The organism is Sphingomonas sp. HITSZ_GF, from assembly GCF_029543155.1.
GTDB lineage: Bacteria > Pseudomonadota > Alphaproteobacteria > Sphingomonadales > Sphingomonadaceae > Sphingomonas.
On record NZ_JARQXA010000007.1, the window covers coordinates 60,367 to 81,048 of the forward strand.

Genomic DNA, 20,682 nt, shown 5'->3' on the forward strand with positions numbered 1-20,682 from the left:
TCAGCGGTTGCCGGCGGGCTGGGCAGTGGAAGCGGGCGCGTCGGCCGGCGGCGCGGAGGCGGCGGGCGTCTCGGTGATCTTGCCCGGCATCGGCGTGACCTTCACGCCCGGGCGGGCGCGCTGGGTGCCGTCGATGATCACCCGGTCTTCCTTGGTCAGGCCCGAGCGGATCACGCGCAGATTGCCGCGCAGCGGCCCGGTCTGCACCGGGCGCGCGGTCACCGTGTTGCTCTTGTCGACGACGAACACCACCTGGCGCGCGGCATCGGCCATCACCGCGGTGTCCGGCACCAGCAGCGCCGGATAGGGCTTCGATGCCTCGAGGCGGGCCGAGCCGAACATGCCGGGCTTCAGGAAGCCACCCGGATTGGCGATCACCGCGCGGGCGCGGATCGTGCCGGCGCCGGCATCGAGTGCATTGTCGACGAAGTCGAGCGAGCCGTTATGCGTATAGTCGCTCTCGTCCGAGAGCTTGACCTTCACCGGGGTTCCGGCCTGAGTGCCCGTGCCCTGGCGCTGATATTTGAGCAGCAGCGCTTCCGATCCCTGGAAGACGAAGTGGAGCGGATCGACCGAGACGATCGTGGTCAGCACGGTCTGGTCGGCGGCGACCGAATTGCCGATATCGACCTTGCGCTCCGAGATGCGGCCGCTCAGCGGCGCGGTGACGCGGGTGAAGCCGAGATCGAGCTGGCGTGCGCGCAGGTTCGCCTCCGCCGCCGCGACCTGGGCACTGGCCGAACGCAGCGCGGCGCGGCGCTGCTCGAGCTCTTCCTGGCTGGCCGCGCGCTGGGCGACCAGCGCTTCGGAGCGGGCATATTCGGTCTGGGCGTTGGCAAGCGTCGCCTTGGCCTGGGCGACCTGCGCGGCGGCCTGGGCGACGGCGGCTTGGGCCGGGCGCGAATCGATCGTGAAGAGCAGCTGGCCCTTGCGGACGAACTGGCCGTCCTTGAACCACACGCCCTGCAGATAGCCCGAGGCGCGCGGACGCACCTCGACATTCTGGATCGCCTCGAAGCGGCCGACGAACTCGTCCCAGTCGACCACGTCCTGCACCAGCGGCGCGGACACGGTGACGGGCGGCGCGCCCTGCTGGGGCGGCTGCGCCCCACCACCGCCGCAACCGGCGAGAGCGAGCGCGGCTGCGAGCGCCGGAATGAGCAGCTTGCGGTTCTTCGAATGCATGTTCGATCCCTAAATCCGTGCCCCTGGACGGACATCCTCCGCGGCGTCGTTTCTTCAAACGAACGACTTCCGATTTCGCCCCCGCTAGGCCCGAACCCAAAGCTTGTCAACGACCGTGGACATATGTCCACAACGGTTGACTATCCTCACCGCCATGTTAGGGAAATCGGCCATGATCCCACCGGTTCCGTCGCGGCATCGCAATGCCATCGCGACGCGCCAGGCAATCCTCGCCTCGGCCCGGCGGCACTTCGCGCGCGAGAATTACGAGAATGTCGGCCTGCGCGAGATCGCGGGCCATGCCGGCGTCGACCCCGCGCTGGTCAGCCGCTATTTCGGCAGCAAGGAAGCGCTGTTCCTCGAAGCCGTGCGCGGCGAGGACAAGGACATCATGGACGGCGCCACTCCCGGCGCGGTGGCCGAGCATTTCGCCCAGCTCTTCCTCGACAAGGGCGACAAGCCGGCGGAGGAACGCGAGACGCATCTCCAGCGCTTCCTGATCCTGCTCCATTCGGCCGCCTCGCCCAAGGCCGGCCAGATCATCCGCGAGACGATCGACACCGACATCCTGCGGCCGGTGGCGCAGGAGCTGGGCGGGGAGGATTCGGACATGCGGGCGGCGATGGCCTTTGCCGTGCTGATGGGCATGGGCATCATGCAGAACATGCTCGCCGTTGACCCGCTCGAATGCAGCGAAGCCGACAATGCCCGCTTCGAGAAGCGCCTGGTCCACATCTTCCAGGCCGCGCTGGAGCCGCTGGACGACTGACATGGCCGCGCCGCCGGTCCGCAAGATCATCCATGTCGACATGGACGCCTTTTACGCATCGGTGGAGCAGCGCGACGATCCGGCGCTCAGGGGCAGGCCGGTCGCCGTGGGCTATGCCGCCGCGCGCGGCGTGGTGGCGGCGGCAAGCTACGAGGCGCGCAAGTTCGGTGTGCGCAGCGCCCTGCCCTCGGTCACCGCGCTGCGGCGCTGCCCCGAGCTGGTGTTCGTCAAGCCGCGCTTCGAGGTCTATCGCGCGGTCTCGAAGCAGATCCATGCGATCTTCGCCGACTATACCCCGATCATCCAGCCGCTCTCGCTCGACGAAGCCTATCTCGACGTCACCGCCAACCTGCGCGGGATCGAGACCGCCTGGGCCACCGCCAAGGAGATCCGCGCGCGCATCCTGGAGGAAACCGGGCTCACCGCCTCGGCGGGCATCTCGTACAACAAGTTCCTCGCCAAGCTCGCCTCGGACCAGCGCAAGCCCAATGGCCAGTTCGCGGTGACGCCCGAGATGGGCGCGGCCTGGGTGGAGACGCTTCCGGTCAAGCGCTTCCACGGCGTCGGGCCGGTGACCGCCAGGAAGATGCAGGGCCTGGGGATCGAGACCGGCGCGGACCTGCGCGGCAAGTCGATCGAGTTCCTGCGCGCGCATTTCGGCAGCTCGGCGGACTGGTATTACGCGATCGCCCGCGGCGAGGACGACCGCCCGGTCGACGCCGAGCGCATCCGCAAGTCCTCGGGCTCGGAAACCACCTTCGACCGCGACCTTGTCGAGCCGGCGGAGATCGAGGCGGGCGTGCTGGAGATGGCCGAGGACGTCTGGGCCTGGTGCGAGAAGGCGCAGGAATTCGGCCGCACGGTGACGGTGAAGGTGAAGTACGCCGACTTCCAGATCATCACCCGCAGCCGCAGCCTCTCCGCCGGGCTGGTCGACCGCCGCGAGGCGCTGCGCGAGATGAGCCTGTCGCTGATCCGCTCGGTGCTGCCGACGCCCAAGGGGATCAGGCTGGTGGGGGTGACGGTTTCGAACTTCGAGGAACGGCTGGGGGAGGAGTTGCCGTTCTGAGCGCCCGCGATCACCAGAAACTTTTATTCGCTCTCCGCGATATCGAAGTCATCAAAGGGGCTCGGAACCCTTTCTTCATCTCGCATCTCTTTCTCGGCCGAGATGAATTCCGGTGAGGACGTATTGATTATTGTCTCGTCCCAAGGAGTCTTCAACTTCAGCAAGGGAGGCTCCCAAGCCTCAACCGTGAAGGAGCTGTAACCACGCTGCTCACCTAAGCCGGTGGTAACACGGTAACGCCTGCCAATCTCGAACATGTCGCTCATGATCCAACCTCCCAAGCCTCCCTACCGAGGTGAGGATAGCTTTCTCTCGCCTCAATCGGGAGCGTCCAGTCGTGCATCTCTTCAGCAAGAAGGAAACGAATTTCCTCAAAACTCATCGCATTAACATCGCGCGGCAACCAACCATGCTTATTTATGAGATAAAAGCGAACAGCTTCAAGCCCATCGTGCGCTTTGTATCCTTCTCGCTTGGCAATATGGTCACCAAACATCTCTAAACTGAAATGCAGCGCCCCAGATGTGAAATGCAATTGCGCCCTAATATCGGCCATTCGCCTCTCACCACTTCCCCCGCGAGCATTGATAGTTTTACCCTCAGGCATACCCACACTCCTCGTCGAACCATCAAATCACTAGTTGAACCACGACGATCATCCAAGCGCCACCATTCTAATCAATACCTAGCGCCCCGGCCGGTACACCCGCTCGACATGCCCCTTGAGGTCGTCGGGGTAGAAATAGACCGGGCGCAGGTCGCCTGCTGCATAGCGTCCGGCCTGGTCGGCGAAGTGCTTCGAGGCCGGGTCGCCGCTTTCGCCGCCGGCGCTCACTGCCCAGGCCTTCACCTTCGGCCCGAACTCCACCGTCGCGACGAAGCTGTTGCCACGGGTGCCGTAATAGCGCTTCGTCCCCGGGTAGCGGGCGGCGCCGAACGAGGCGAGCGAGCCCCATTGCGCCGAGGCGAAGGGCACCGGGATGCTCGGCCTGGCATCGTCGAACTTCTGGACGACCGCGCCGTCGTTGCGCTGGAAGCGGTTGATCTCGCCCCAGGGCACCTGCCAGTTGCCGAAATCCTGCGCCAGCCGGTCGACCGCGGCGGCAAGCGCGTCGATCCGCTGCGCGTCGCTGGCGCGCTCGGCCATCCAGTCCCACACCGATAGCCCGGCCGCCTTAGCCGGCGCCGCGCCGGGTGCCCAGAGCGCCTCGCCCCAGAACACCGCGAGCGACGTCGCGGTCGAGGTGGCGGACCAGCGGCGGTCCCAACCCTTGAGCAGCGCCACCGGCTCGGCAAGCTTCGCCTTGCGCGCATCGCCGTCGGGCAGCTTCTCCCAGGCCGCAACCAGCCCGGGCAACAGGCGATCGAAGGCGGGCAGGAAGCTGTCATAGGCCGCCTGGCGCAGCGTTTCGGGCGTGAAGTCGCGGCGCGCGTTCAGCACCTGGAGCGCATGCGCGCCGCGCGGGTTCTCGCCGGCCTGGTCGAAATAGCGCGGATAGTCCGCCGCCCTGGGACTGTCGGCGCCCGCCGCGGTCCAGGGCCAGTTGTTGACGTTATAGGCCCAGCCATTCTTGGGGTTCACCACCTGCGGCAGGCTGGCGAGGCTGTGCAGCCCCTTCCAGTCGGTCGCCGGATCGCTGCCGTCCACGGGCTTGCGATAATCGAAGCGATCGTCGCGCACCGGCATGAACTGCGGCATCAGGAACGCGATCTCGCCCTTCGAATCCGCGAACAGCGTGTTGTTCGAGCTGTTCGCCTTGAGCTCGGCGACCTTGAGGAAGCTCGCATAGTCGCTGGTCTTGGTGCGCAGGAAGCTCTGCTGCAGCGCTTCGACCGGCTTGTTCATCAGCGCGAAGGCGATCCATTTGCCGTCCGCCTCGCGGACGATCGGGCCGTGATGCGTGGCCCAGGTCGTGAAGCTGCGCTGCGCCTGGCTGCCGTCCGCCGCGCGGTACGACAGGGTGATCCGCTTGACCGCAAGCGGACGCGTCTCACTGCCATAGCGATAGAAGCGATCGCCGGGCACGTTGCTGACGATCGTCTCGGCGAACTCATCGACATTGTCGACGCCGCTCGAGGTGTGCATCCAGCCGGCCTTGGCGTTGAAGCCCTGGTAGATGAAGAACTGCCCCCAGGTGGCGGCGCCATAAGCGTTCAGCCCCTCGCCGCTCGTCACCTGCTGCTCGGCACGGAAGAAGAAGCTGGTGTGCGGGTTGATCAGCAGCAGCGCATGGCCGTCGCGCGTATGGCCGGGCGCGATCGCGGCGCCGTTCGAGCCCTGGGGTTCCTTGAACACCAGCCCCTTCTCGGCATCGGTCATCGCGACGCGCTGCTTGCCGTAGAACGCCTCGAGCTGGCTGAGCGGCACGCGCTCGATGTCGCCGCCGATGCTGCCTTCGGAGAAGCTCAGCGCCATCCAGGGCTCGAAATGCGTGAGCACCCGCGGCTTCACCTGCGGATGGGTGGCGAGATAATAGTTCAGCCCGTCGGCCCAGGCCTGCATCAGCGTGCGCAGCCAGGCGGGGCTCTTCGCGTAATCGGCCTTGAGCACCTCTGGATCGACGAACAGCCGCTGGCGCAGATCCTGCCAGATCGCGCCCTCGCCCTCCGCCTCGGCAAGCCGGCCGAGGCTGACCAGATAATTGGTCTCGATCCGGTTGAAGTCGTCCTCGGCCTGGGCATAGATCATCCCGAACACCGCATCGGCATCGGTCTTGCCGTTGATGTGCGCCACGCCCCAATCGTCGCGCGTGATCGTCACCCGCGCCGCCTGCGCCTGCCAGCGCGCGGCATCGGCCTGGGCATGGGCGCCGGCAACGGGCGCGGTGGAAGCGAGGAGGGCGGCGACGAGGAGCAGGCGAGTCATGCCTGCACCCTAGACACAGTTTGCTCAGTCCGGAATCACTTCGATCCCGACGATCTCGATTGCCCCGGGCCTGCCGGCGAAATCGAGCTTCTCGCCTTCCTCTGCGCCGATCAGCGCCTTGGCGAGCGGGGCCTGGAAGGAAAGCCGGTCGGCCGCGGGATCGGCCTCGTCATGGCCGACCAGATCGATCACACGCTCCTTGCCCGCCATGCGGATGCGCACGCGCGAGCCGATGCCGACGACGCCGATCTCGGGCACCGGGGCGATCTGCGCGGTGGTGCGGCGGGTGTTCCAATAGCGCAGCTCGCGCTTCAGCGCCTCGCGCGGCTCCTCCGCGCCTTCGGCCGCCACCGCGGCTTCCAGCTCGGCGACCTTCGCCTCGATCAGCGCGAGCCCGCGCGCGGTGACCAGGTTCGGCCCCGGCGGCAGCGGCAGCTCGAACTTGGGTTCCTTATGTTCCTCGTCGCTCTCGCGACGGAAGGCGACGCTCATGCCTGGGGGAGTTCCTCGATGCTCGACGACACCTTCCAAAGGTTGAGATTGCCATCGGTTGCATGGGCATCGATCGCGGCGAGCTCGTCCGCGTCGAAGGCGAGATTGTTGACCGCGTCGAGCGAGTTGTCGAGCTGCTCGACGGTGCGCGCGCCGATCAGCGCCGAGGTGACGCGCGGATCGCGCAGCACCCAGGCGATCGCCATCTGCGCCAGCGTCTGCCCGCGCTTCTGCGCAATGGCGTCGAGCGCGCGGATGCTGGCGATGTTCTCGTCCGACAGCAGCCGCTGGTTCAGCGAGCCGCCCTTCGACGCACGCGCGCCTTCGGGCACGCCGCCCAGATACTTGCTGCTCAGCATGCCCTGCGCCAGCGGCGAGAAGGCAATGCAGCCGGTACCGAGATCCTCGAGCGTGCCGAGCAGCTCGTCCTCGATCCAGCGGTTGAGCATCGAATAGCTGGGCTGGTGGATCAGCAGCGGCACCTTGTACTCGGCCAGGATCGCCGCGGCCTTTCGCGTCAGCTCGGGCGAATAGCTCGAGATGCCGACATAGAGCGCCTTGCCCTGGCGGTGGATCTGGGCGAGCGCGCCCATCGTCTCCTCGAGCGGCGTCTTCGGGTCGACACGGTGCGAATAGAAGATGTCGACATAATCGAGCCCCATTCGCTTGAGGCTCTGGTCGCACGAAGCGATGAGGTATTTCTTCGAGCCGCCGACATCGCCATAGGGTCCGGGCCACATGTCCCAGCCCGCCTTGGTCGAGACGATCAGCTCGTCGCGGTGGCCGGCGAAGTCGCTCGCCAGGACGCGGCCGAAATTCTCCTCGGCCGAGCCATAGGGCGGGCCGTAATTGTTCGCGAGATCGAAATGGGTGACGCCGCGATCGAACGCGCGGCGCAGCATCGCGCGGCCGGTCTCGAACACATCGGTGCCGCCGAAATTCTGCCAGAGCCCCAGCGAGATCGCCGGCAGATCGAGCCCCGAGCGGCCGCAGCGGCGATAGGGCATCCGCCCGTCATAGCGCGCCGGATCGGCGACATAGGGCTGGGGATAGGGCATCGGGTCTCTCCTGCTGGCAAGCGAACCAACCCGTTCGCCCTGAGCTTGTCGAAGGGCCGCTCTTCTACTGCGCCGGACAGAGAAGAAAAGGACGGTGCTTCGACAAGCTCAGCACGAACGGTGGAGGATGTGCCTCAGACCGTAAAGCTCTCGCCGCAGCCGCAGCTGCCCTTGGCATTGGGGTTCTGGAAGACGAAGCCGGCAGTGAAGTCGTCTTCCTGCCAGTCCATCGTCGAGCCGATCAGATAGAGGATCGAGCTGCCGTCGACATAGAAGGTCCCGCCGGGAGTCTCGATCTTCTCGTCGAACGGCTTGGCTTCGGTGACATAGTCGACCGAATAGGCCAGCCCCGAGCAGCCGCGCCGCGGGGTCGACAGCTTGACGCCCACCGCGCCTTCGGGCGCCTTGGCCATCAGGTCGGCGATGCGCTGCTCCGCCGAGGGAGTCAGGATCAGCGCGGCGGGGCGCTGGCGGGTCGTGGCTTCGGTCATCTTCTTCTTCCTTAAGCCCCTCCCCCTCGGGGAGGGGGTTGGGGGTGGGGCCTATCCGCGGGCGAGAGTCTCGATGAGACTTCCCCCACCCCAACCCCTCCCCTGAAGGGGAGGGGCTTGTGTGCTTACAGCATCCCCAGTTCGAGCTTGGCTTCGTCGCTCATCTTCTGCGGATCCCAAGGTGGATCCCAGACGAGATTGACTTCGGCATGGCCGATCCCCGCGACCGAGCCGACGCGCAGCTCGACTTCGCCGGGCATCGATTCCGCCACCGGGCAATGCGGCGTGGTCAGCGTCATCGTCACTGCGGCATGGCCGTCCTGGGTGATGTCGACGCCGTAGATCAGGCCGAGATCATAGATGTTCACCGGGATCTCGGGATCGTAGATCTCCTTGAGCGCATCGATCACCGCTTCGTACAGCGCGCCGCCCGGCTCGGTGCCCGTCAGCGCCTGCGGCTTTTGCGAGAGGAAGCCCGAGAGATAGTCGCGCTTGCGCTCGAACGTCTCCGTGGCAGTTTCGACCGCGTCGTCGACGCGCGCCTTGGGCGGCGAGGCGACCGCCTCCACTTCCTCGACTTCGATTTTACGCTCTTCGTTCATCCGAAGATCCTTGTGACCCGTTCAATTCCAGCGACCAGCGCGGCGATGTCGTCCGCGCCGTTATAGACCCCGAAGCTCGCGCGCGCCGTGGCCGGCACGCCCAGGCTGTCCATCAGCGGCTGGGCGCAGTGATGCCCGGCGCGGATCGCGACATTGGTTTCGTCCAATATGGTGGCGACGTCGTGCGGGTGCACCCCCTCGACCGCGAAGCTGACGATGCCGGCGCTGTCTTCGGGGCCGAACAGCTTGACCGAATTGAGCTGCGACAGTGCCTCGCGCGCCTGGCGGACCAGCGCGGTCTCATGCGCGTGGATGCGCTCCAGCCCGATGCCGTCGACATAATCGATCGCCGCATGCAGCCCGACCACGCCGACGATGTGCGGCGTCCCCGCCTCGAACCGGCCCGGCGGCGGGGCATAGGTGGTCTTCGCGAAGGTCACCCGGTCGATCATCGAGCCGCCGCCCTGATAGGGCGGCATCGCGTCGAGCAGTTCGTAACGGCCCCAGAGCGCGCCGATGCCGGTGGGGCCGTAAAGCTTGTGGCCCGACATCACATAGAAGTCGCAGCCGATCTCGGCGACGTCGACGGGCATGCGCGGCACAGCCTGGCAGCCGTCGAGCAGGATCTTCGCGCCGACCCTGTGCGCCAGCTCGGTCGCGCGCTTCGCATCGAGCACCGAGCCGAGCACGTTCGACACATGTGCGAGCGCGACCAGCTTGTGGCGATCGGTCAGCATCGCGGCCATCGCGTCGAGGTCGATGCGCTGGTCGGCGGTGAGCGGCACCACGTCGATCTCGGCGCCGACGCGCTCGGCGACCATCTGCCAGGGCACGATGTTCGAATGATGCTCGAGCGTGGAGAGCAGGATGCGGTCGCCCGCCTTGAGCTGGGTGCCGGCCCAGCACTGGGCGACGAGATTGATCCCCTCGGTCGCGCCGCGGACGAAGACGACTTCCTCTTCGCGCCCGCCGAGGAACTTCGCCACCCGCTTGCGCGCCGCTTCATAGGCGAGCGTCATGTCCGCCGAGCGCTGGTACACGCCGCGATGCACGGTGGCATAGGTCTCGCCGTACGCGCGATTGATCGCGTCGAGCACCGGCTGCGGCTTTTGCGAGGTCGCGGCGGTGTCGAGATAGTGCCAGCCCGCCGGGATCGCCGGGAAATCGGCGAGGACGTCCAGGGGGCGGGTGTCGATTGCCATGCTCATTTCCAGTCACCCTGAACTTGTTTCAGGGTCCAACCCTCCGCGGGCGATACCATCGCCAGTTGCACGTTGGATGCTGAAACAAGTTCAGCATGACGAAGATAAACTACCGTCATAGCGCCGTATCCAGCCAGCGCTCCGCGTCCGCCGCGAACGCTTCGCGCACCGCATCCTCGCCGATCCGGGCGAGCGCATCCGCTACAAAGGCGCGGGTGAGCAGCGCCTTGGCGCGGCCCTCGTCGATGCCGCGGCTCTGAAGGTAGAACAGCGCCATCTTGTCGAGCTCGCCGACGGTGGCGCCGTGCGCGCACTTCACGTCGTCGGCGAATATCTCGAGCTCGGGCTTGAGGTTCACCGTCGCGCTGCGCTGGAGCAGCAGGCCGCGCAGCGACTGCTCGCCATCGGTCTGCTGCGCCCCGCGCGCCACTTCGACGCGGGCGGCAAGGCTGGCGGTCGACTTGTCCGCCGCAACCGCGCGCCACAGCTGGCGCGACGTGCCTTCGAGCGCGTCATGGCGCACCGCGACCGCGGCTTCCTGGCGCTGCGACCCCGAGGTCAGCAACGCGCCGCCCATCTCGGCGAACCCGCCCTTGCCGTTGACCAACAGCGACCCGTCGATCCGGCTGCCCATGCCGCCGGCGCCGAGGAACACCGAGACGAGGCTCGCCGCTTCGCCGACTTCGGCTTCCTCGCGGAGCGAAACGAAGCCCTCGGACTGAAGCAACCGCACCGAGCGCATCAGCCGCGCCCCGCGCTCAAGGCACAAGGTGGTCAGCCGGTTGGCCCAGCCGCTGCCGGCATAGGTCTCGACCACGCTCGCCACTGCATCCTCGGCCAGCATCAGCCGCGCGGGCACATGGCTCTCGCCACCAGTGCCGATATGGACGATCTGGATCGCGATCGCGGCATGTTCCTTGCCAAGGTGCAGCGACCAGCCCTCGCCATCGGTGAGGCTGCCGAGCGGGTGATCAGTGGTGGCGAGCTGCTGCGTCACCTGCACCGGGCCGGGCCTTGAATGCGCGGGCTCGAAGCGGCCGTCGACGAACAGCAGGCGCGGGCCTTCGATATCGAGGAACAGGCCGGCCGGATCGATCGTGGCGGTCGCGCGCGGGCTATCCGCCGCCGCCTTGAGCGCACCCATGTCGGCCCAGCGCCATTCCTCCTGGCGCGGCGTGGGAAGTTCGAGCAGCGTGTTCACGCCGCCACCGCGCCATAGCCTTCGCGCTCGAGCTCGAGCGCCAGCTCGGGCCCGCCCGAGCGGACGATGCGGCCGTCGGCGAGGACATGGACGAAGTCCGGCTGCACATAGTCGAGCAGCCGCTGATAGTGGGTGATCAGCAGCACGGCCTTGTCGGGCGCGCGCATGATCCGGTTGATCCCCTCGCCCACGGCCTTGAGCGCATCGATGTCGAGGCCCGAATCGGTCTCGTCGAGGATCGCCAGCTTGGGGCCGATGATGCCCATCTGCACCATCTCGTTCCGCTTCTTCTCGCCGCCCGAGAAGCCGACATTGACCGGCCGCTTGAGCATCTCGACGTCCATGCCCAGCGCCTCAGCCTGGGCACGCGCCAGCTTGAGGAACTCGCCACCCGAGAGCGGCGCCTCGCCGCGCGCGCGGCGCTGGCTGTTGAGCGCCTCGCGGACGAACTGCAGGTTGGAGATGCCCGGGATCTCGACCGGATATTGGAAACCCAGGAACAGGCCGGCGGCGGCGCGCTCGTGCGGCGCCAGCTCGAGCAGTTCCTGACCGTCGAATTCGACGCTGCCGCCGGTCGGCTCATAGCCGGGGCGCCCGCCCAGCGTGTAGCCGAGCGTCGACTTGCCCGCGCCGTTCGGCCCCATGATCGCATGGACTTCGCCCGCGTTCACGGTGAGGCTGAGCCCCTTGAGGATTTCCTTGCCGTCGATTTCGGCGCGGAGGTCGGTGATCTTCAACATCTGGTCGTGCATTCCTCGGGGCGGCTCATGGCCGCTTTTCTGACTTGTCGGTATCGTCGTGCTGCTGCTGCGTGTTTCCGGTGGTGAAGCGCACCACCGGGCCGTCCGAAGCCGGGTTGGCCGGCGGCGTGATCTTGGTCACCCGCTGCTGCTGCTCGGCTTCGCGGCGCTCCTCGCTCCGGTCGACCGGCCCCATGGCGCTGGCGGAGAACACCGGCTTGGGCTGCACCAGCTTGGGCAGCTCGAAGAGGTTTGGCTTGGCCACTCCCGGGGCAGCCGGCGAAGGCCCGCCGATAGTCGCGGCCTGATCGAACACGGTCATCTCCGTGCAGTCGGTCACTTCGTCGGCGGTCTTGGCGTAGCAGATCGGCGTCGCCTGGCAGGCAGTCGTGTCGCGCCGCTGGCTGCCGCTCGAAATCATCACCCGGCAATTGTGCAGCTTGCCGTCCGCGCCCTTGTCGAACAGCATCGTGGTCCGCCCGAAAGTCGCGCGCACGACGATCTGCGCTTCGTCCTCCACGGGCGCGCCGACCGCCTGGGTGGCGGGCACATCCTGGGCGAAGAGAAGGAGGGCGGCGGTGAGGATCACGACCTTGCCGCCCCTTCCCCCGGAACGCTCCAGCACGCAGGAAGATCAGGAAAATGCCCCCACGAAACCCACTCTTCGCCAGCGCCGGCGCGAGACGCGAGCCCCCAGCGCGGCGGATCGGGAAAGCCGAACCAGACATTGTCCCAGAGGATCAACTCCTCGCCGTCCTGGACGGCGTAGAAGTCCACCTCACGCGACCGGAACCAGTCGCGATCGTGGCCGAGCACCCCTTCAGCCGGGAAATCGAGCACCGGCACGCGCGTCCACTCGATTTCCTTGGTCGCGCGCGCATGGAAGCCGCGCTCCTGCGCGTCGGCTGCCTTTCCGCGCATATCCCAAGGTATCGGCTCCCATTCGGGTAACACATGGTCGCGGCGATAGATGCTCACCCGACCGAGCCCTCCAGCGAGATCCCCAGCAGCTTCTGCGCTTCCACTGCGAACTCCATCGGCAGCTGCTGCAGCACTTCCTTGGCGAAGCCGTTGACGATCAGCGCCACCGCGGCCTCCTGATCGAGCCCGCGCTGCATCGCGTAGAACATCTGGTCCTCGCTGATCTTCGAGGTGGTCGCCTCATGCTCGATCTGCGCGGTCGGGTTCTTCACTTCGATATACGGCACGGTGTGCGCGCCGCACTGGTCGCCGAGCAGCAGACTGTCGCACTGGGTGAAGTTGCGGACATTCTCGGCACCGGCATTGACCAGCACCTTGCCGCGATAGGTGTTGTCCGAGCGGCCGGCGCTGATGCCCTTCGACACGATCGTCGAGCGGGTGTTCTTGCCGATGTGCAGCATCTTGGTGCCGGTATCGGCCTGCTGGCGGCCATTGGTGACCGCGACCGAATAGAATTCGCCGACCGAGCCGTCGCCCTTCAATACGCAGCTCGGATATTTCCAGGTGATCGCGCTGCCGGTCTCGACCTGGGTCCAGCTCACCTTCGAGTTCTTGCCCTCGCACAGCGCGCGCTTGGTGACGAAGTTGAAGATGCCGCCGACGCCATTCTCGTCGCCCGGATACCAGTTCTGCACGGTGCTGTACTTGATCTCGGCATCGTCGAGCGCGACCAGCTCGACCACGGCGGCATGGAGCTGGTTCTCGTCGCGCATCGGGGCGGTGCAGCCCTCGAGATAGGAGACGTACGCGCCCTTGTCGGCGACGATCAGCGTGCGCTCGAACTGGCCGGTATTCTCGGCATTGATGCGGAAATAGGTGCTCAGCTCCATCGGGCAGCGCACGCCCTCGGGCACATAGACGAAGGTGCCGTCGGAGAAGACCGCAGCGTTCAGCGCCGAGAAGAAATTGTCGCGGACGGGCACGACCTTGCCGAGCCACTTCTTCACCAGCTCGGGATATTCGCGGATCGCCTCGCTGATCGAGCGGAAGATGACGCCGGCTTCCTCCAGCTCTTTGCGGAAGGTGGTGGCGACCGAGACGCTGTCGAACACCGCGTCGACCGCGATCTTGCGCGCGCCCTCGACCCCGGCGAGCACCTTCTGCTCCTCGATCGGGATGCCGAGCTTCTCATAGGTGCGCCGGATCTCGGGATCGAGATCGTCGAGGCTCTCGATCGTCTTCTTCTGCTTTGGCTCGGCGTAGTAGTACGCGTCCTGATAGTCGATCTCGGGGATCGACAGCTTCGCCCATTCGGGAAGCGTCATTTCCTGCCAGATGCGGAACGCCTTCAGCCGCCAGTCGAGCATCCATTCGGGCTCGTTCTTCTTGGCCGAGATATAGCGGACGGTGTCCTCGCTCAGCCCCTTGGGCGCGAACTCCTGTTCGACGTCCGAGGCGAAGCCCCACTCGTACTTCTTGTTGGCGGCCGCCAGTGCTTCCGCGTTCTTCGTAGCCATGCTTACACCTGCTCCCCGGCCAGCGCCGGGGTCCGGATCGAGTCTGCCGGAGAGTGCGCCACGGCCTCGGCCGGAGCGCTGGAAAGTTGGGCGAGGGAAATGCCCGCGAGCGCGCCCTTTACAGCACCGTTCACGACATTCCAGTGCGGCTTGACCTTGCAGCTGTCCTGCACGCAGCAATCCTGCTTGCCGGCATCGACGCAGGAGGTCAGCGCGATCGGGCCTTCGACTGCCTCGACGATGTCGGCCAGCGTGATCGCCGCGGGCGGCCGCGCCAGGCGGAAGCCGCCGCCGGTGCCGCGCGCGCTCTCGATCAGCCCGGCGCCCGAGAGTTTGCTGACCAGCTTCTGCACGGTGGGCAGCGGCAGCCCGGTCTCCTCGGCGAGCAGAGTCGCGTTGAGCCGGCACGTCGCGCCGCAATGGCGCGCCGCGGCGGACATCATCACGACCGCATAATCGGCGAGGCTCGAAAGACGCATCTATTCCAATCGGACAAAAGTGTTCCGATTGGCCAAATGGGCTCAGCGGCGGCGAAGGTCAACCGATTCGGGGATCACGTCCGGCAGGAAATGAAAGGTCTCGTTGTCGAGCGTCACCGCCAGCACCGGATCGATGCCGGCGCGCAGCGACGTCGGCGTGTGGCCGGTGAAGTGGCGCACCTCGTTGATCATGTGCGACTGATCGGAGAAGGGCTCGACCACTTCGTCCACCGACGCGCCCTGATAGATGCGCATCGCCGCGCCGATCGCACGGAACTTGCGCTTCAGATGCGCGGGGCTGCCGGCAAAATAGTCCTTGCACAGCCGCTGCACCTGGCGCTCGCCGATGTTCGAGCTCTGGCGGATGCGCGCATAGAGATCGTCGATCGTCGGATCGTTGGTCGCCGCCCATTCGCGCACGGCCCGCAGGAAGACCAGATGCCCCGGCGGCACCGGCTTCACTTCATACTGGCGCAGCTTGAGCAGGGGCTCGATCGCCTCGATCATCTCGTCGAGCGTCTCCATCTTGTGGAGGCGCTGCCACAGCATCGGCGCCTGCTCGCAGAACAGCTTCTCGCCGTCGATGATGTGATCGGTGACCTTGTAGGCGGGGATGCCGATCAGCGCCTTCCAGCCGATCGCGCGCAGCGACACGCCGAAGCAGTGGAACGGCCCGCGGATACGATACTGGGCCGCGGCGGTGCCGGGGCCGTTGATCATCACCTTCTTGGTCGCTTCGGTGCGGCCGTCGGGGAAGGTCACTTCGCCCTCGCCCCGGATCACGAAGCGGAGCTGGCCGAGGTCGACTCGCTCCACCCCTTCGATATCGTCCGCGTCGTGCCGGTAGAGATAATAGGACTCGACGTGCGGCATCAGCGCGCCTTCCGCCTTGCGGAATTCGATCTGCGGCCGTGGATAGTGGTCGTTGCCTGCGGCCGGTTGGGCCGTCGTCATGTTGAGTGCGCCCCGCATATTTGCCCTGTTTGATCCGAGTTTTTCCCCTCCTCGGATTCTCTTTTCTCGGCACAAATATACCGCGCAGTCGCCAAATAGAAAAGTGGCCCGGCCAGCCGAAGCTGGACCGGGCCTAAAGGAAAGGGTTCCCCCATTGAGCGGAAACCCCTCGGGTCGCAGCTCCTGACTAGCCGGGGGCCCTGCAAGCGTATTGGAAGGAATCGACATACGCAGCTTTACGGAGGCAAAAAGCGATGCGAAGGCCATGCACATGGATTATACCCTGCGCTCCGCCCTCTTCGCCCTCGACGCCGAAAAGGCGCACCGTGCCGCGATCCGCGCGCTGGCGCTCTGGGGATCGCTCGGCAGCGTTTTTAGCTCCGAAATGGTGGAATCGCCCATCCAATTGGGAGGATTGACCTTTCCCAACCGAATCGGGCTGGCGGCCGGGCTCGACAAGGATGCCGAGGCGATCCCCGGCCTGTTCGCCCTGGGTTTCGGGGCGGTCGAGGTCGGCACGCTGACGCCGCGCCCGCAGCCGGGCAATCCCAAGCCGCGACTGTTCCGCCTGGTCGAGGACGAGGCGGTGATCAACCGTATGGGCTTCAACAATGGCGGGATCGACGCCGCGCTCGCCCGCATCGCCAGGCTGGGGCGGCGCAAGGGCATGCTCGGCATCAATGTCGGCGCCAACAAGGACAGCACCGATCGGGTGGCGGACTATGCGCTGGGCGTCGGCAAGGCCGCGCCGCATGCGGACTACATCACGATCAACGTCAGCTCGCCCAATACGCCGGGCCTTCGTGACCTCCAGTCCCGCCCCGCACTCGACGAGCTGCTCGCCGCCAGCCATGCCGCGCGCGGCAAGACGCCGATCTTCCTGAAGGTCGCCCCCGATCTCGACCGCGCCGGGCTGGAAGGCGCGATCCGCGCCGCGCTCGACAACCATATCGACGCGCTGATCGTCTCGAACACCACCATCTCGCGCCCGCCGCTCGCCTCCGCGCATGCCGGCGAGGCCGGCGGCCTGTCGGGCAAGCCGCTCACCCAGTTGGCGCGGAACAAACTGATCGAAGCGGCAGAGATCGCCGGCGGCGCGCTGCCGCTGATCTCGGCGGGCGGGATCGACGGGCCGGACGAGGCGAAGCGCCGTATCGACGCGGGCGCCACGCTCGTCCAGGTCTATTCGGCACTGGTGTACAAGGGGCCGGGGCTACCGCGCGCGATCGCGAAGGCGCTGGCTTAGGATTCTTCTCCCCCGGCCTTCTTGTCACCCCGGCCTTGTGCCGGGGTCCACCGGGCGGCAAGTCTTGGACAAGAGGCTCGAAGCTCAGACGGCGCGGCACAGTGGACCCCGGCACAAGGCCGGGGTGACGATGTGACTTGGAGAGGCGGTCTCTTCTCCGGAAGACGCTATCCATGCCCCCGCCGAATGGCCCGGGCAAAACCGCCGCGCTTGTTGACCGGCGCAGCTGCCGCTACGGCTTGTGGCCATGAAGAAGCTGTTCCTGCTGTTCGCGTTCCTGGTCACGCCGATCGCGGCATTCGCACAGGGAGTGGTGAGCGCCGCGGACCCGCGCGCCGCCGCCGCGGGCACCGAGATGCTGCGCGAAGGGGGCAGCGCCACCGACGCCGCGATCGCGACGATGCTCGCGCTCAACGTGGTCGAGCCGCAGAGCGCCGGGATCGGCGGCGGCGCCTTCATCCTCCAATATGACGTGAAGACCGGCAAGATCCGCACCGTCGACGGGCGCGAGGCGGCGCCGATGGCCGCGACCGATCACTGGTTCTACGGCCCCGACGGCCAGCCGCTCAGCCACCGCGACGCGGTGCCCGGCGGACGCAGCGTCGGCGTGCCGGGCACGCTGCGCGCGATGGCGCTGGCGCATCAGCGCGGCGGCAAGCTGCCCTGGGCCAGGCTGTTCCAGCCGGCGATCCGCCTGGCACGCGAAGGCTTCGACGTCTCGCCGCGGCTCAACAATTCGCTGCGCAGCTATGCCCCGCATGTCGATGCCGGCGTCCGTGCGATCTATTACGGCGCCGACGGCAAGCCGGCCGCGGTGGGCACGCACGTCACCAACCCCGAACAGGCCGCGCTGCTCGAGCGCGTGGCGACGCTCGGCCCCGACAGCTTCTATGTCGGTCCCCAGGCCGAAAAGCTGGTCGCCACCGTCAACAATGCCGCGCGCAACCCGTCGAAGATGACGACCGGCGACCTGGCTTCCTATGAAGCCAAGGACCGGCCGGTGCTGTGCGGCAAGTATCGCGGCTACAAGATCTGCTCGATGGGCCCGTCCTCTTCGGGCGGCGTCACCGTGCTGATGATCCTGGCGCAGCTCGAGCGCTTCGACATGGCGAAGCTCGGCAAGGACAATCCGGTCGCCTGGCACCTGTTCGCCGAAAGCTCGCGCCTCGCCTATGCCGATCGCGACCTCTATGTCGGCGATCCCGATTATGTGCAGGTGCCGCTCGCCGGGCTGCTCGACCGCAAGTACCTCGCCGGCCGCTCGGCGCTGATCCATGCCGACAGCACCATGGCCACGGTCGAGGCCGGCCTGCCCGCCGGCGCACCCAAGCGGGTCAAGTCGCAGAGCCAGGAAGTGCACGGCACCACCTCGCTCTCGGTCGTCGACCAGGCGGGCAACGTCACCCAGGTGACCTTCACGATCGAGAGCCCGTTCGGTTCGGGCCTGTCGATGGACGGCACGATGCTCAACAACGAGCTGACCGATTTCGACATCGTGCCCGAGAAGGACGGCTGGCTCGCCGCCAACCGCGTCGAGGGCGGCAAGCGCCCGCGCAGCTCGATGGCGCCGACGATCGTCTATGGCCCGGACGGCAAGGTGCGCCTTGCGATCGGCGCCGCCGGCGGCTCGACGATCATCGCCCAGGTCGCCAAGGGCATCGTCGGCGTGATCGACTGGAAGCTCTCCGCACAGGATGCGATCGGCCTCGGCCTGCTCTATGCGCCCGGCCCGGTCGCCACCGCCGAGAAGGGCACGCAGCTCGACGCGATGATCCCGGCGCTCGAGGCGCTGGGCGAGAAGGTGCAGTCCGCGCCGCTCGGGCTCAAGGCGAACGCGGTCGAGCGGGTGAAGGGCCGCTGGACCGGCGGCGCCGATCCGCGCAGCGAAGGCGTGGTGATGGACCAACAGGGCAAGATGACCGTTATTCGGCGCGTGGGCGCGCAGCCGAACCGGCCATCGGAATAAGCGGGACGCTCCAAAGGAGCGCCCGGACTAGGAGTGGGAATGCGCAAGCTCGAACGTTTCGACAATCTCGTGCAGATGTTCTTTGCACGCGCCCGGGAGAAGGGGGACGCCCCCTTCCTGTGGCACAAGGCCAATGGCAAATGGCAGCCGACCAGCTGGGCCGAAGCGGCGCGCCAGGTGGCGAGCCTGTCCGCCGCGCTCACCGCGCTGGGGCTGAAGCGCGGCGACCGGGTGATGCTCGTCTCCGAGAACCGCCCCGAATTCTGCATCAGCGACCTGGCGATCATGGCGGCCGGCTGCGTGACCGTGCCGACCTACACGACCAATACCGAACGCGATCACCAGCACATCATCGAGAATTCGGGCGCCTGCGCGGTGATCGTCTCGAACACCAAGCTGGCCAAGACGCTGCTTCCCGCGGCCATCCGCGCCTCCTCGGCCCGGATGATCATCGGCATCGAGGAACTGCGCGTCGGCCAGCAGGGCAGCCTGGAATTCCATGACTGGCGGGCGCTGATCGCCAAGCACGACACCGATCCGCGCGGCGTCTCCGCCACCTGGCGGCGCGACGACCTGGCCTGCATCATCTACACCAGCGGCACCGGAGGGTCTCCGCGCGGCGTGATGCAGCATCACGGCGCGATCCTGTGCAACGTTGAAGGCTGCGTCTCGCTGATCGCCGAGGATTTCGGCTGGGACGACGAGATCTTCCTGTCGTTCCTGCCGCTCAGCCATGCCTATGAGCATACCGGCGGCCAGCATTTCCCGATCGGGCTCGGCGCGCAGGTCTATTATTCCGAAGGGCTGGAGAAGCTCGCCTCGAACATCGAGGAAGTGAAGCCGACGATCATGGTCGTCGTCCCGCGCCTGTTCGAGGTGCTGCGCACCCGCATCGTCAAGCAGGTGGAGAAGCAGGGCAAGTTCGCCAACTTCCTGCTCGATCGCGCGGTGGCGATCGGCGGGCGCAAGGCGGCCGGCGGATCGGGCATTGCCGACCTGCCGATGAACCTGTTCCTCGGCGCAACGCTGCGCCCCAAGCTGGCCAAGCGCTTCGGCGGGCGGATCAAGGCGATGGTCTCGGGCGGCGCGCCGCTCAATCCGGAAGTGGGCATCTTCTTCCAGAGCCTCGGCCTCACCTTCCTCCAAGGCTATGGCCAGACCGAGGCGGCACCGGTGATCTCGTGCAACCGCCCCAAGGCAGGGCTCAAGATGGACACGGTCGGCCCGCCGCTGGAGGGCGTCGAGGTCCGCATCGCCGAGGATGGAGAAATCCTGGTGCGCGGCGAACTCGTCATGCACGGCTATTGGCGCAACGAGGAGGAGACCAAGCGCGTCCTCAAGGACGGCTGGCTCTACACCGGCGACATCGGCCATATCGACGAGAAGGGCCGGATCAAGATCACCGATCGCAAGAAGGACATCATTGTCAACGACAAGGGCGACAATGTCGCGCCGCAGAAGGTCGAGGGCATGCTCACGCTCCAGCCCGAGATCGTCCAGGCGATGATCGCCGGCGACAGGAAGCCCTATATGTCCGCGGTGATCGTTCCCGATCCCGAATGGACCGCCGAATGGTGCGCCAAGACCGCCACCAAGTGCGACTTCAAGGAACTGGCGCACGATCCCGATTACAAGGCGGCGCTCGGCCATGCCGTTGAGCGCGTGAACAAGGACCTTTCGGTGATCGAGCGGGTGCGCAAGTTCCTGGTCGCCGACGGGCCCTTCACCATCGAGAACGAACAGCTCACCCCCAGCCTCAAGATCCGCCGGCACATATTGAAGGCAGTCTATGGCGAGCGGCTGGACGGGCTCTACCGGACCAACACGCCGCCCATGGAGGATCCGAAGAAGGATTGAACGCCCGGTGTCGTCCAGCGCCCGGGCGCGATCCCGGCCTTCGCCGGGACGACGGAAAAGAGAAAGG

The 20,682-nt window shown here is 66.6% G+C and carries 21 protein-coding genes; 5 read left to right on the plus strand and 16 right to left on the minus strand.

All coding sequences use genetic code 11. From position 1 onward, the window contains the following. Positions 1 to 1,185 carry an efflux RND transporter periplasmic adaptor subunit gene (locus P6144_RS18045; protein ID WP_277769204.1) on the minus strand — a complete coding sequence of 395 codons (1,185 nt, stop codon included), beginning with the start codon at positions 1,183 to 1,185 and terminating at the stop codon, positions 1 to 3. A 172-nt stretch (positions 1,186 to 1,357) separates the two neighbouring features. On the opposite strand from P6144_RS18045, the gene P6144_RS18050 reads away from it, so the two are divergent. Then, complete coding sequence (locus P6144_RS18050; RefSeq protein WP_277769205.1) at positions 1,358 to 1,954, plus strand: TetR/AcrR family transcriptional regulator; 597 nt, start codon at positions 1,358 to 1,360, stop codon at positions 1,952 to 1,954. A 1-nt stretch (position 1,955) separates the two neighbouring features. Beyond that, positions 1,956 to 3,023: a DNA polymerase IV gene (dinB, locus tag P6144_RS18055; RefSeq protein ID WP_277769206.1), complete on the plus strand. Its 1,068-nt coding sequence runs from the start codon at positions 1,956 to 1,958 to the stop codon at positions 3,021 to 3,023. Positions 3,024 to 3,046: 23 nt separating this feature from the next. On the opposite strand, the gene P6144_RS18060 is transcribed toward dinB, so the two are convergent. From P6144_RS18060 to P6144_RS18130, 15 genes are all read right to left on the minus strand, one after another. Continuing rightward, positions 3,047 to 3,289, minus strand: a complete 243-nt coding sequence (locus tag P6144_RS18060; RefSeq protein ID WP_277769207.1) for a hypothetical protein — start codon at positions 3,287 to 3,289, stop codon at positions 3,047 to 3,049. Then, a complete protein-coding gene (locus tag P6144_RS18065) occupies positions 3,286 to 3,630 on the minus strand; it encodes a hypothetical protein (RefSeq protein WP_277769208.1) in 345 nt (114 codons plus the stop codon). Before P6144_RS18065 ends, P6144_RS18060 begins: the two co-directional genes overlap by 4 nt. A gap of 78 nt (positions 3,631 to 3,708) precedes the next feature. Next, entirely contained in the window at positions 3,709 to 5,889 is a 2,181-nt protein-coding gene (locus P6144_RS18070; protein ID WP_277769209.1) for a penicillin acylase family protein, read from the minus strand. Positions 5,890 to 5,913: 24 nt separating this feature from the next. After that, positions 5,914 to 6,381, minus strand: a complete 468-nt coding sequence (locus tag P6144_RS18075; protein ID WP_277769210.1) for a GreA/GreB family elongation factor — start codon at positions 6,379 to 6,381, stop codon at positions 5,914 to 5,916. Then, complete coding sequence (gene mgrA / locus P6144_RS18080; protein ID WP_277769211.1) at positions 6,378 to 7,439, minus strand: L-glyceraldehyde 3-phosphate reductase; 1,062 nt, start codon at positions 7,437 to 7,439, stop codon at positions 6,378 to 6,380. Before mgrA ends, P6144_RS18075 begins: the two co-directional genes overlap by 4 nt. Before the next feature lie 134 nt (positions 7,440 to 7,573). Next, on the minus strand, positions 7,574 to 7,930 hold the full coding sequence (locus P6144_RS18085) for an iron-sulfur cluster assembly accessory protein (RefSeq protein ID WP_277769212.1): 357 nt from the start codon (positions 7,928 to 7,930) through the stop codon (positions 7,574 to 7,576). Positions 7,931 to 8,055: 125 nt separating this feature from the next. Further along, positions 8,056 to 8,532: an SUF system Fe-S cluster assembly protein gene (locus tag P6144_RS18090; RefSeq protein ID WP_277769213.1), complete on the minus strand. Its 477-nt coding sequence runs from the start codon at positions 8,530 to 8,532 to the stop codon at positions 8,056 to 8,058. Then, a complete protein-coding gene (locus P6144_RS18095; protein ID WP_277769214.1) occupies positions 8,529 to 9,740 on the minus strand; it encodes a cysteine desulfurase in 1,212 nt (403 codons plus the stop codon). Before P6144_RS18095 ends, P6144_RS18090 begins: the two co-directional genes overlap by 4 nt. A 109-nt stretch (positions 9,741 to 9,849) precedes the next feature. Further along, positions 9,850 to 10,935 (minus strand): SufD family Fe-S cluster assembly protein, encoded by a 1,086-nt coding sequence (locus P6144_RS18100; RefSeq protein ID WP_347275826.1) that lies wholly within the window; start codon positions 10,933 to 10,935, stop codon positions 9,850 to 9,852. Beyond that, positions 10,932 to 11,675 (minus strand): Fe-S cluster assembly ATPase SufC, encoded by a 744-nt coding sequence (gene sufC / locus P6144_RS18105; RefSeq protein WP_277769215.1) that lies wholly within the window; start codon positions 11,673 to 11,675, stop codon positions 10,932 to 10,934. Before sufC ends, P6144_RS18100 begins: the two co-directional genes overlap by 4 nt. A gap of 25 nt (positions 11,676 to 11,700) precedes the next feature. Then, entirely contained in the window at positions 11,701 to 12,264 is a 564-nt protein-coding gene (locus P6144_RS18110) for a hypothetical protein (protein WP_277769216.1), read from the minus strand. Beyond that, a complete protein-coding gene (locus P6144_RS18115) occupies positions 12,261 to 12,653 on the minus strand; it encodes a hypothetical protein (RefSeq protein ID WP_277769217.1) in 393 nt (130 codons plus the stop codon). Before P6144_RS18115 ends, P6144_RS18110 begins: the two co-directional genes overlap by 4 nt. Next, the gene (sufB, locus tag P6144_RS18120) at positions 12,650 to 14,113 is read right to left on the minus strand and encodes a Fe-S cluster assembly protein SufB (protein WP_277769218.1); all 1,464 of its coding nucleotides are present in this window, start codon (positions 14,111 to 14,113) and stop codon (positions 12,650 to 12,652) included. Before sufB ends, P6144_RS18115 begins: the two co-directional genes overlap by 4 nt. A gap of 2 nt (positions 14,114 to 14,115) precedes the next feature. Continuing rightward, entirely contained in the window at positions 14,116 to 14,592 is a 477-nt protein-coding gene (locus P6144_RS18125; RefSeq protein ID WP_277769219.1) for an SUF system Fe-S cluster assembly regulator, read from the minus strand. Positions 14,593 to 14,634: 42 nt separating this feature from the next. Continuing rightward, entirely contained in the window at positions 14,635 to 15,546 is a 912-nt protein-coding gene (locus tag P6144_RS18130; protein ID WP_277769220.1) for a DUF6597 domain-containing transcriptional factor, read from the minus strand. A gap of 271 nt (positions 15,547 to 15,817) precedes the next feature. On the opposite strand from P6144_RS18130, the gene P6144_RS18135 reads away from it, so the two are divergent. From P6144_RS18135 to P6144_RS18145, 3 genes are all read left to right on the plus strand, one after another. Continuing rightward, positions 15,818 to 16,792 (plus strand): quinone-dependent dihydroorotate dehydrogenase, encoded by a 975-nt coding sequence (locus P6144_RS18135; RefSeq protein WP_277769221.1) that lies wholly within the window; start codon positions 15,818 to 15,820, stop codon positions 16,790 to 16,792. A gap of 247 nt (positions 16,793 to 17,039) precedes the next feature. Beyond that, positions 17,040 to 18,758, plus strand: a complete 1,719-nt coding sequence (ggt, locus tag P6144_RS18140; RefSeq protein WP_277769222.1) for a gamma-glutamyltransferase — start codon at positions 17,040 to 17,042, stop codon at positions 18,756 to 18,758. 39 nt (positions 18,759 to 18,797) lie between these two features. After that, on the plus strand, positions 18,798 to 20,615 hold the full coding sequence (locus tag P6144_RS18145; RefSeq protein WP_277769223.1) for an AMP-dependent synthetase/ligase: 1,818 nt from the start codon (positions 18,798 to 18,800) through the stop codon (positions 20,613 to 20,615). The last annotated feature ends 67 nt before the right edge of the window (positions 20,616 to 20,682 follow it).

Excerpts from the sequence above, each read along its gene's own strand:
- P6144_RS18085 (WP_277769212.1), bottom strand. The coding sequence starts at position 7,930 with ATGACCGAAGCCACGACCCGCCAGCGCCCCGCCGCGCTGATCCTGACT.
- P6144_RS18065 (WP_277769208.1), bottom strand. The coding sequence starts at position 3,630 with ATGCCTGAGGGTAAAACTATCAATGCTCGCGGGGGAAGTGGTGAGAGG.
- P6144_RS18045 (WP_277769204.1), bottom strand. The coding sequence starts at position 1,185 with ATGCATTCGAAGAACCGCAAGCTGCTCATTCCGGCGCTCGCAGCCGCG.
- P6144_RS18130 (WP_277769220.1), bottom strand. The coding sequence starts at position 15,546 with ATGACGACGGCCCAACCGGCCGCAGGCAACGACCACTATCCACGGCCG.
- ggt (WP_277769222.1), top strand. The coding sequence starts at position 17,040 with ATGAAGAAGCTGTTCCTGCTGTTCGCGTTCCTGGTCACGCCGATCGCG.
- mgrA (WP_277769211.1), bottom strand. The coding sequence starts at position 7,439 with ATGCCCTATCCCCAGCCCTATGTCGCCGATCCGGCGCGCTATGACGGG.
- sufB (WP_277769218.1), bottom strand. The coding sequence starts at position 14,113 with ATGGCTACGAAGAACGCGGAAGCACTGGCGGCCGCCAACAAGAAGTAC.
- P6144_RS18050 (WP_277769205.1), top strand. The coding sequence starts at position 1,358 with ATGATCCCACCGGTTCCGTCGCGGCATCGCAATGCCATCGCGACGCGC.
- P6144_RS18075 (WP_277769210.1), bottom strand. The coding sequence starts at position 6,381 with ATGAGCGTCGCCTTCCGTCGCGAGAGCGACGAGGAACATAAGGAACCC.
- P6144_RS18145 (WP_277769223.1), top strand. The coding sequence starts at position 18,798 with ATGCGCAAGCTCGAACGTTTCGACAATCTCGTGCAGATGTTCTTTGCA.
- P6144_RS18090 (WP_277769213.1), bottom strand. The coding sequence starts at position 8,532 with ATGAACGAAGAGCGTAAAATCGAAGTCGAGGAAGTGGAGGCGGTCGCC.
- P6144_RS18125 (WP_277769219.1), bottom strand. The coding sequence starts at position 14,592 with ATGCGTCTTTCGAGCCTCGCCGATTATGCGGTCGTGATGATGTCCGCC.
- P6144_RS18070 (WP_277769209.1), bottom strand. The coding sequence starts at position 5,889 with ATGACTCGCCTGCTCCTCGTCGCCGCCCTCCTCGCTTCCACCGCGCCC.
- sufC (WP_277769215.1), bottom strand. The coding sequence starts at position 11,675 with ATGTTGAAGATCACCGACCTCCGCGCCGAAATCGACGGCAAGGAAATC.
- P6144_RS18060 (WP_277769207.1), bottom strand. The coding sequence starts at position 3,289 with ATGAGCGACATGTTCGAGATTGGCAGGCGTTACCGTGTTACCACCGGC.
- P6144_RS18095 (WP_277769214.1), bottom strand. The coding sequence starts at position 9,740 with ATGAGCATGGCAATCGACACCCGCCCCCTGGACGTCCTCGCCGATTTC.
- P6144_RS18135 (WP_277769221.1), top strand. The coding sequence starts at position 15,818 with ATGGATTATACCCTGCGCTCCGCCCTCTTCGCCCTCGACGCCGAAAAG.
- dinB (WP_277769206.1), top strand. The coding sequence starts at position 1,956 with ATGGCCGCGCCGCCGGTCCGCAAGATCATCCATGTCGACATGGACGCC.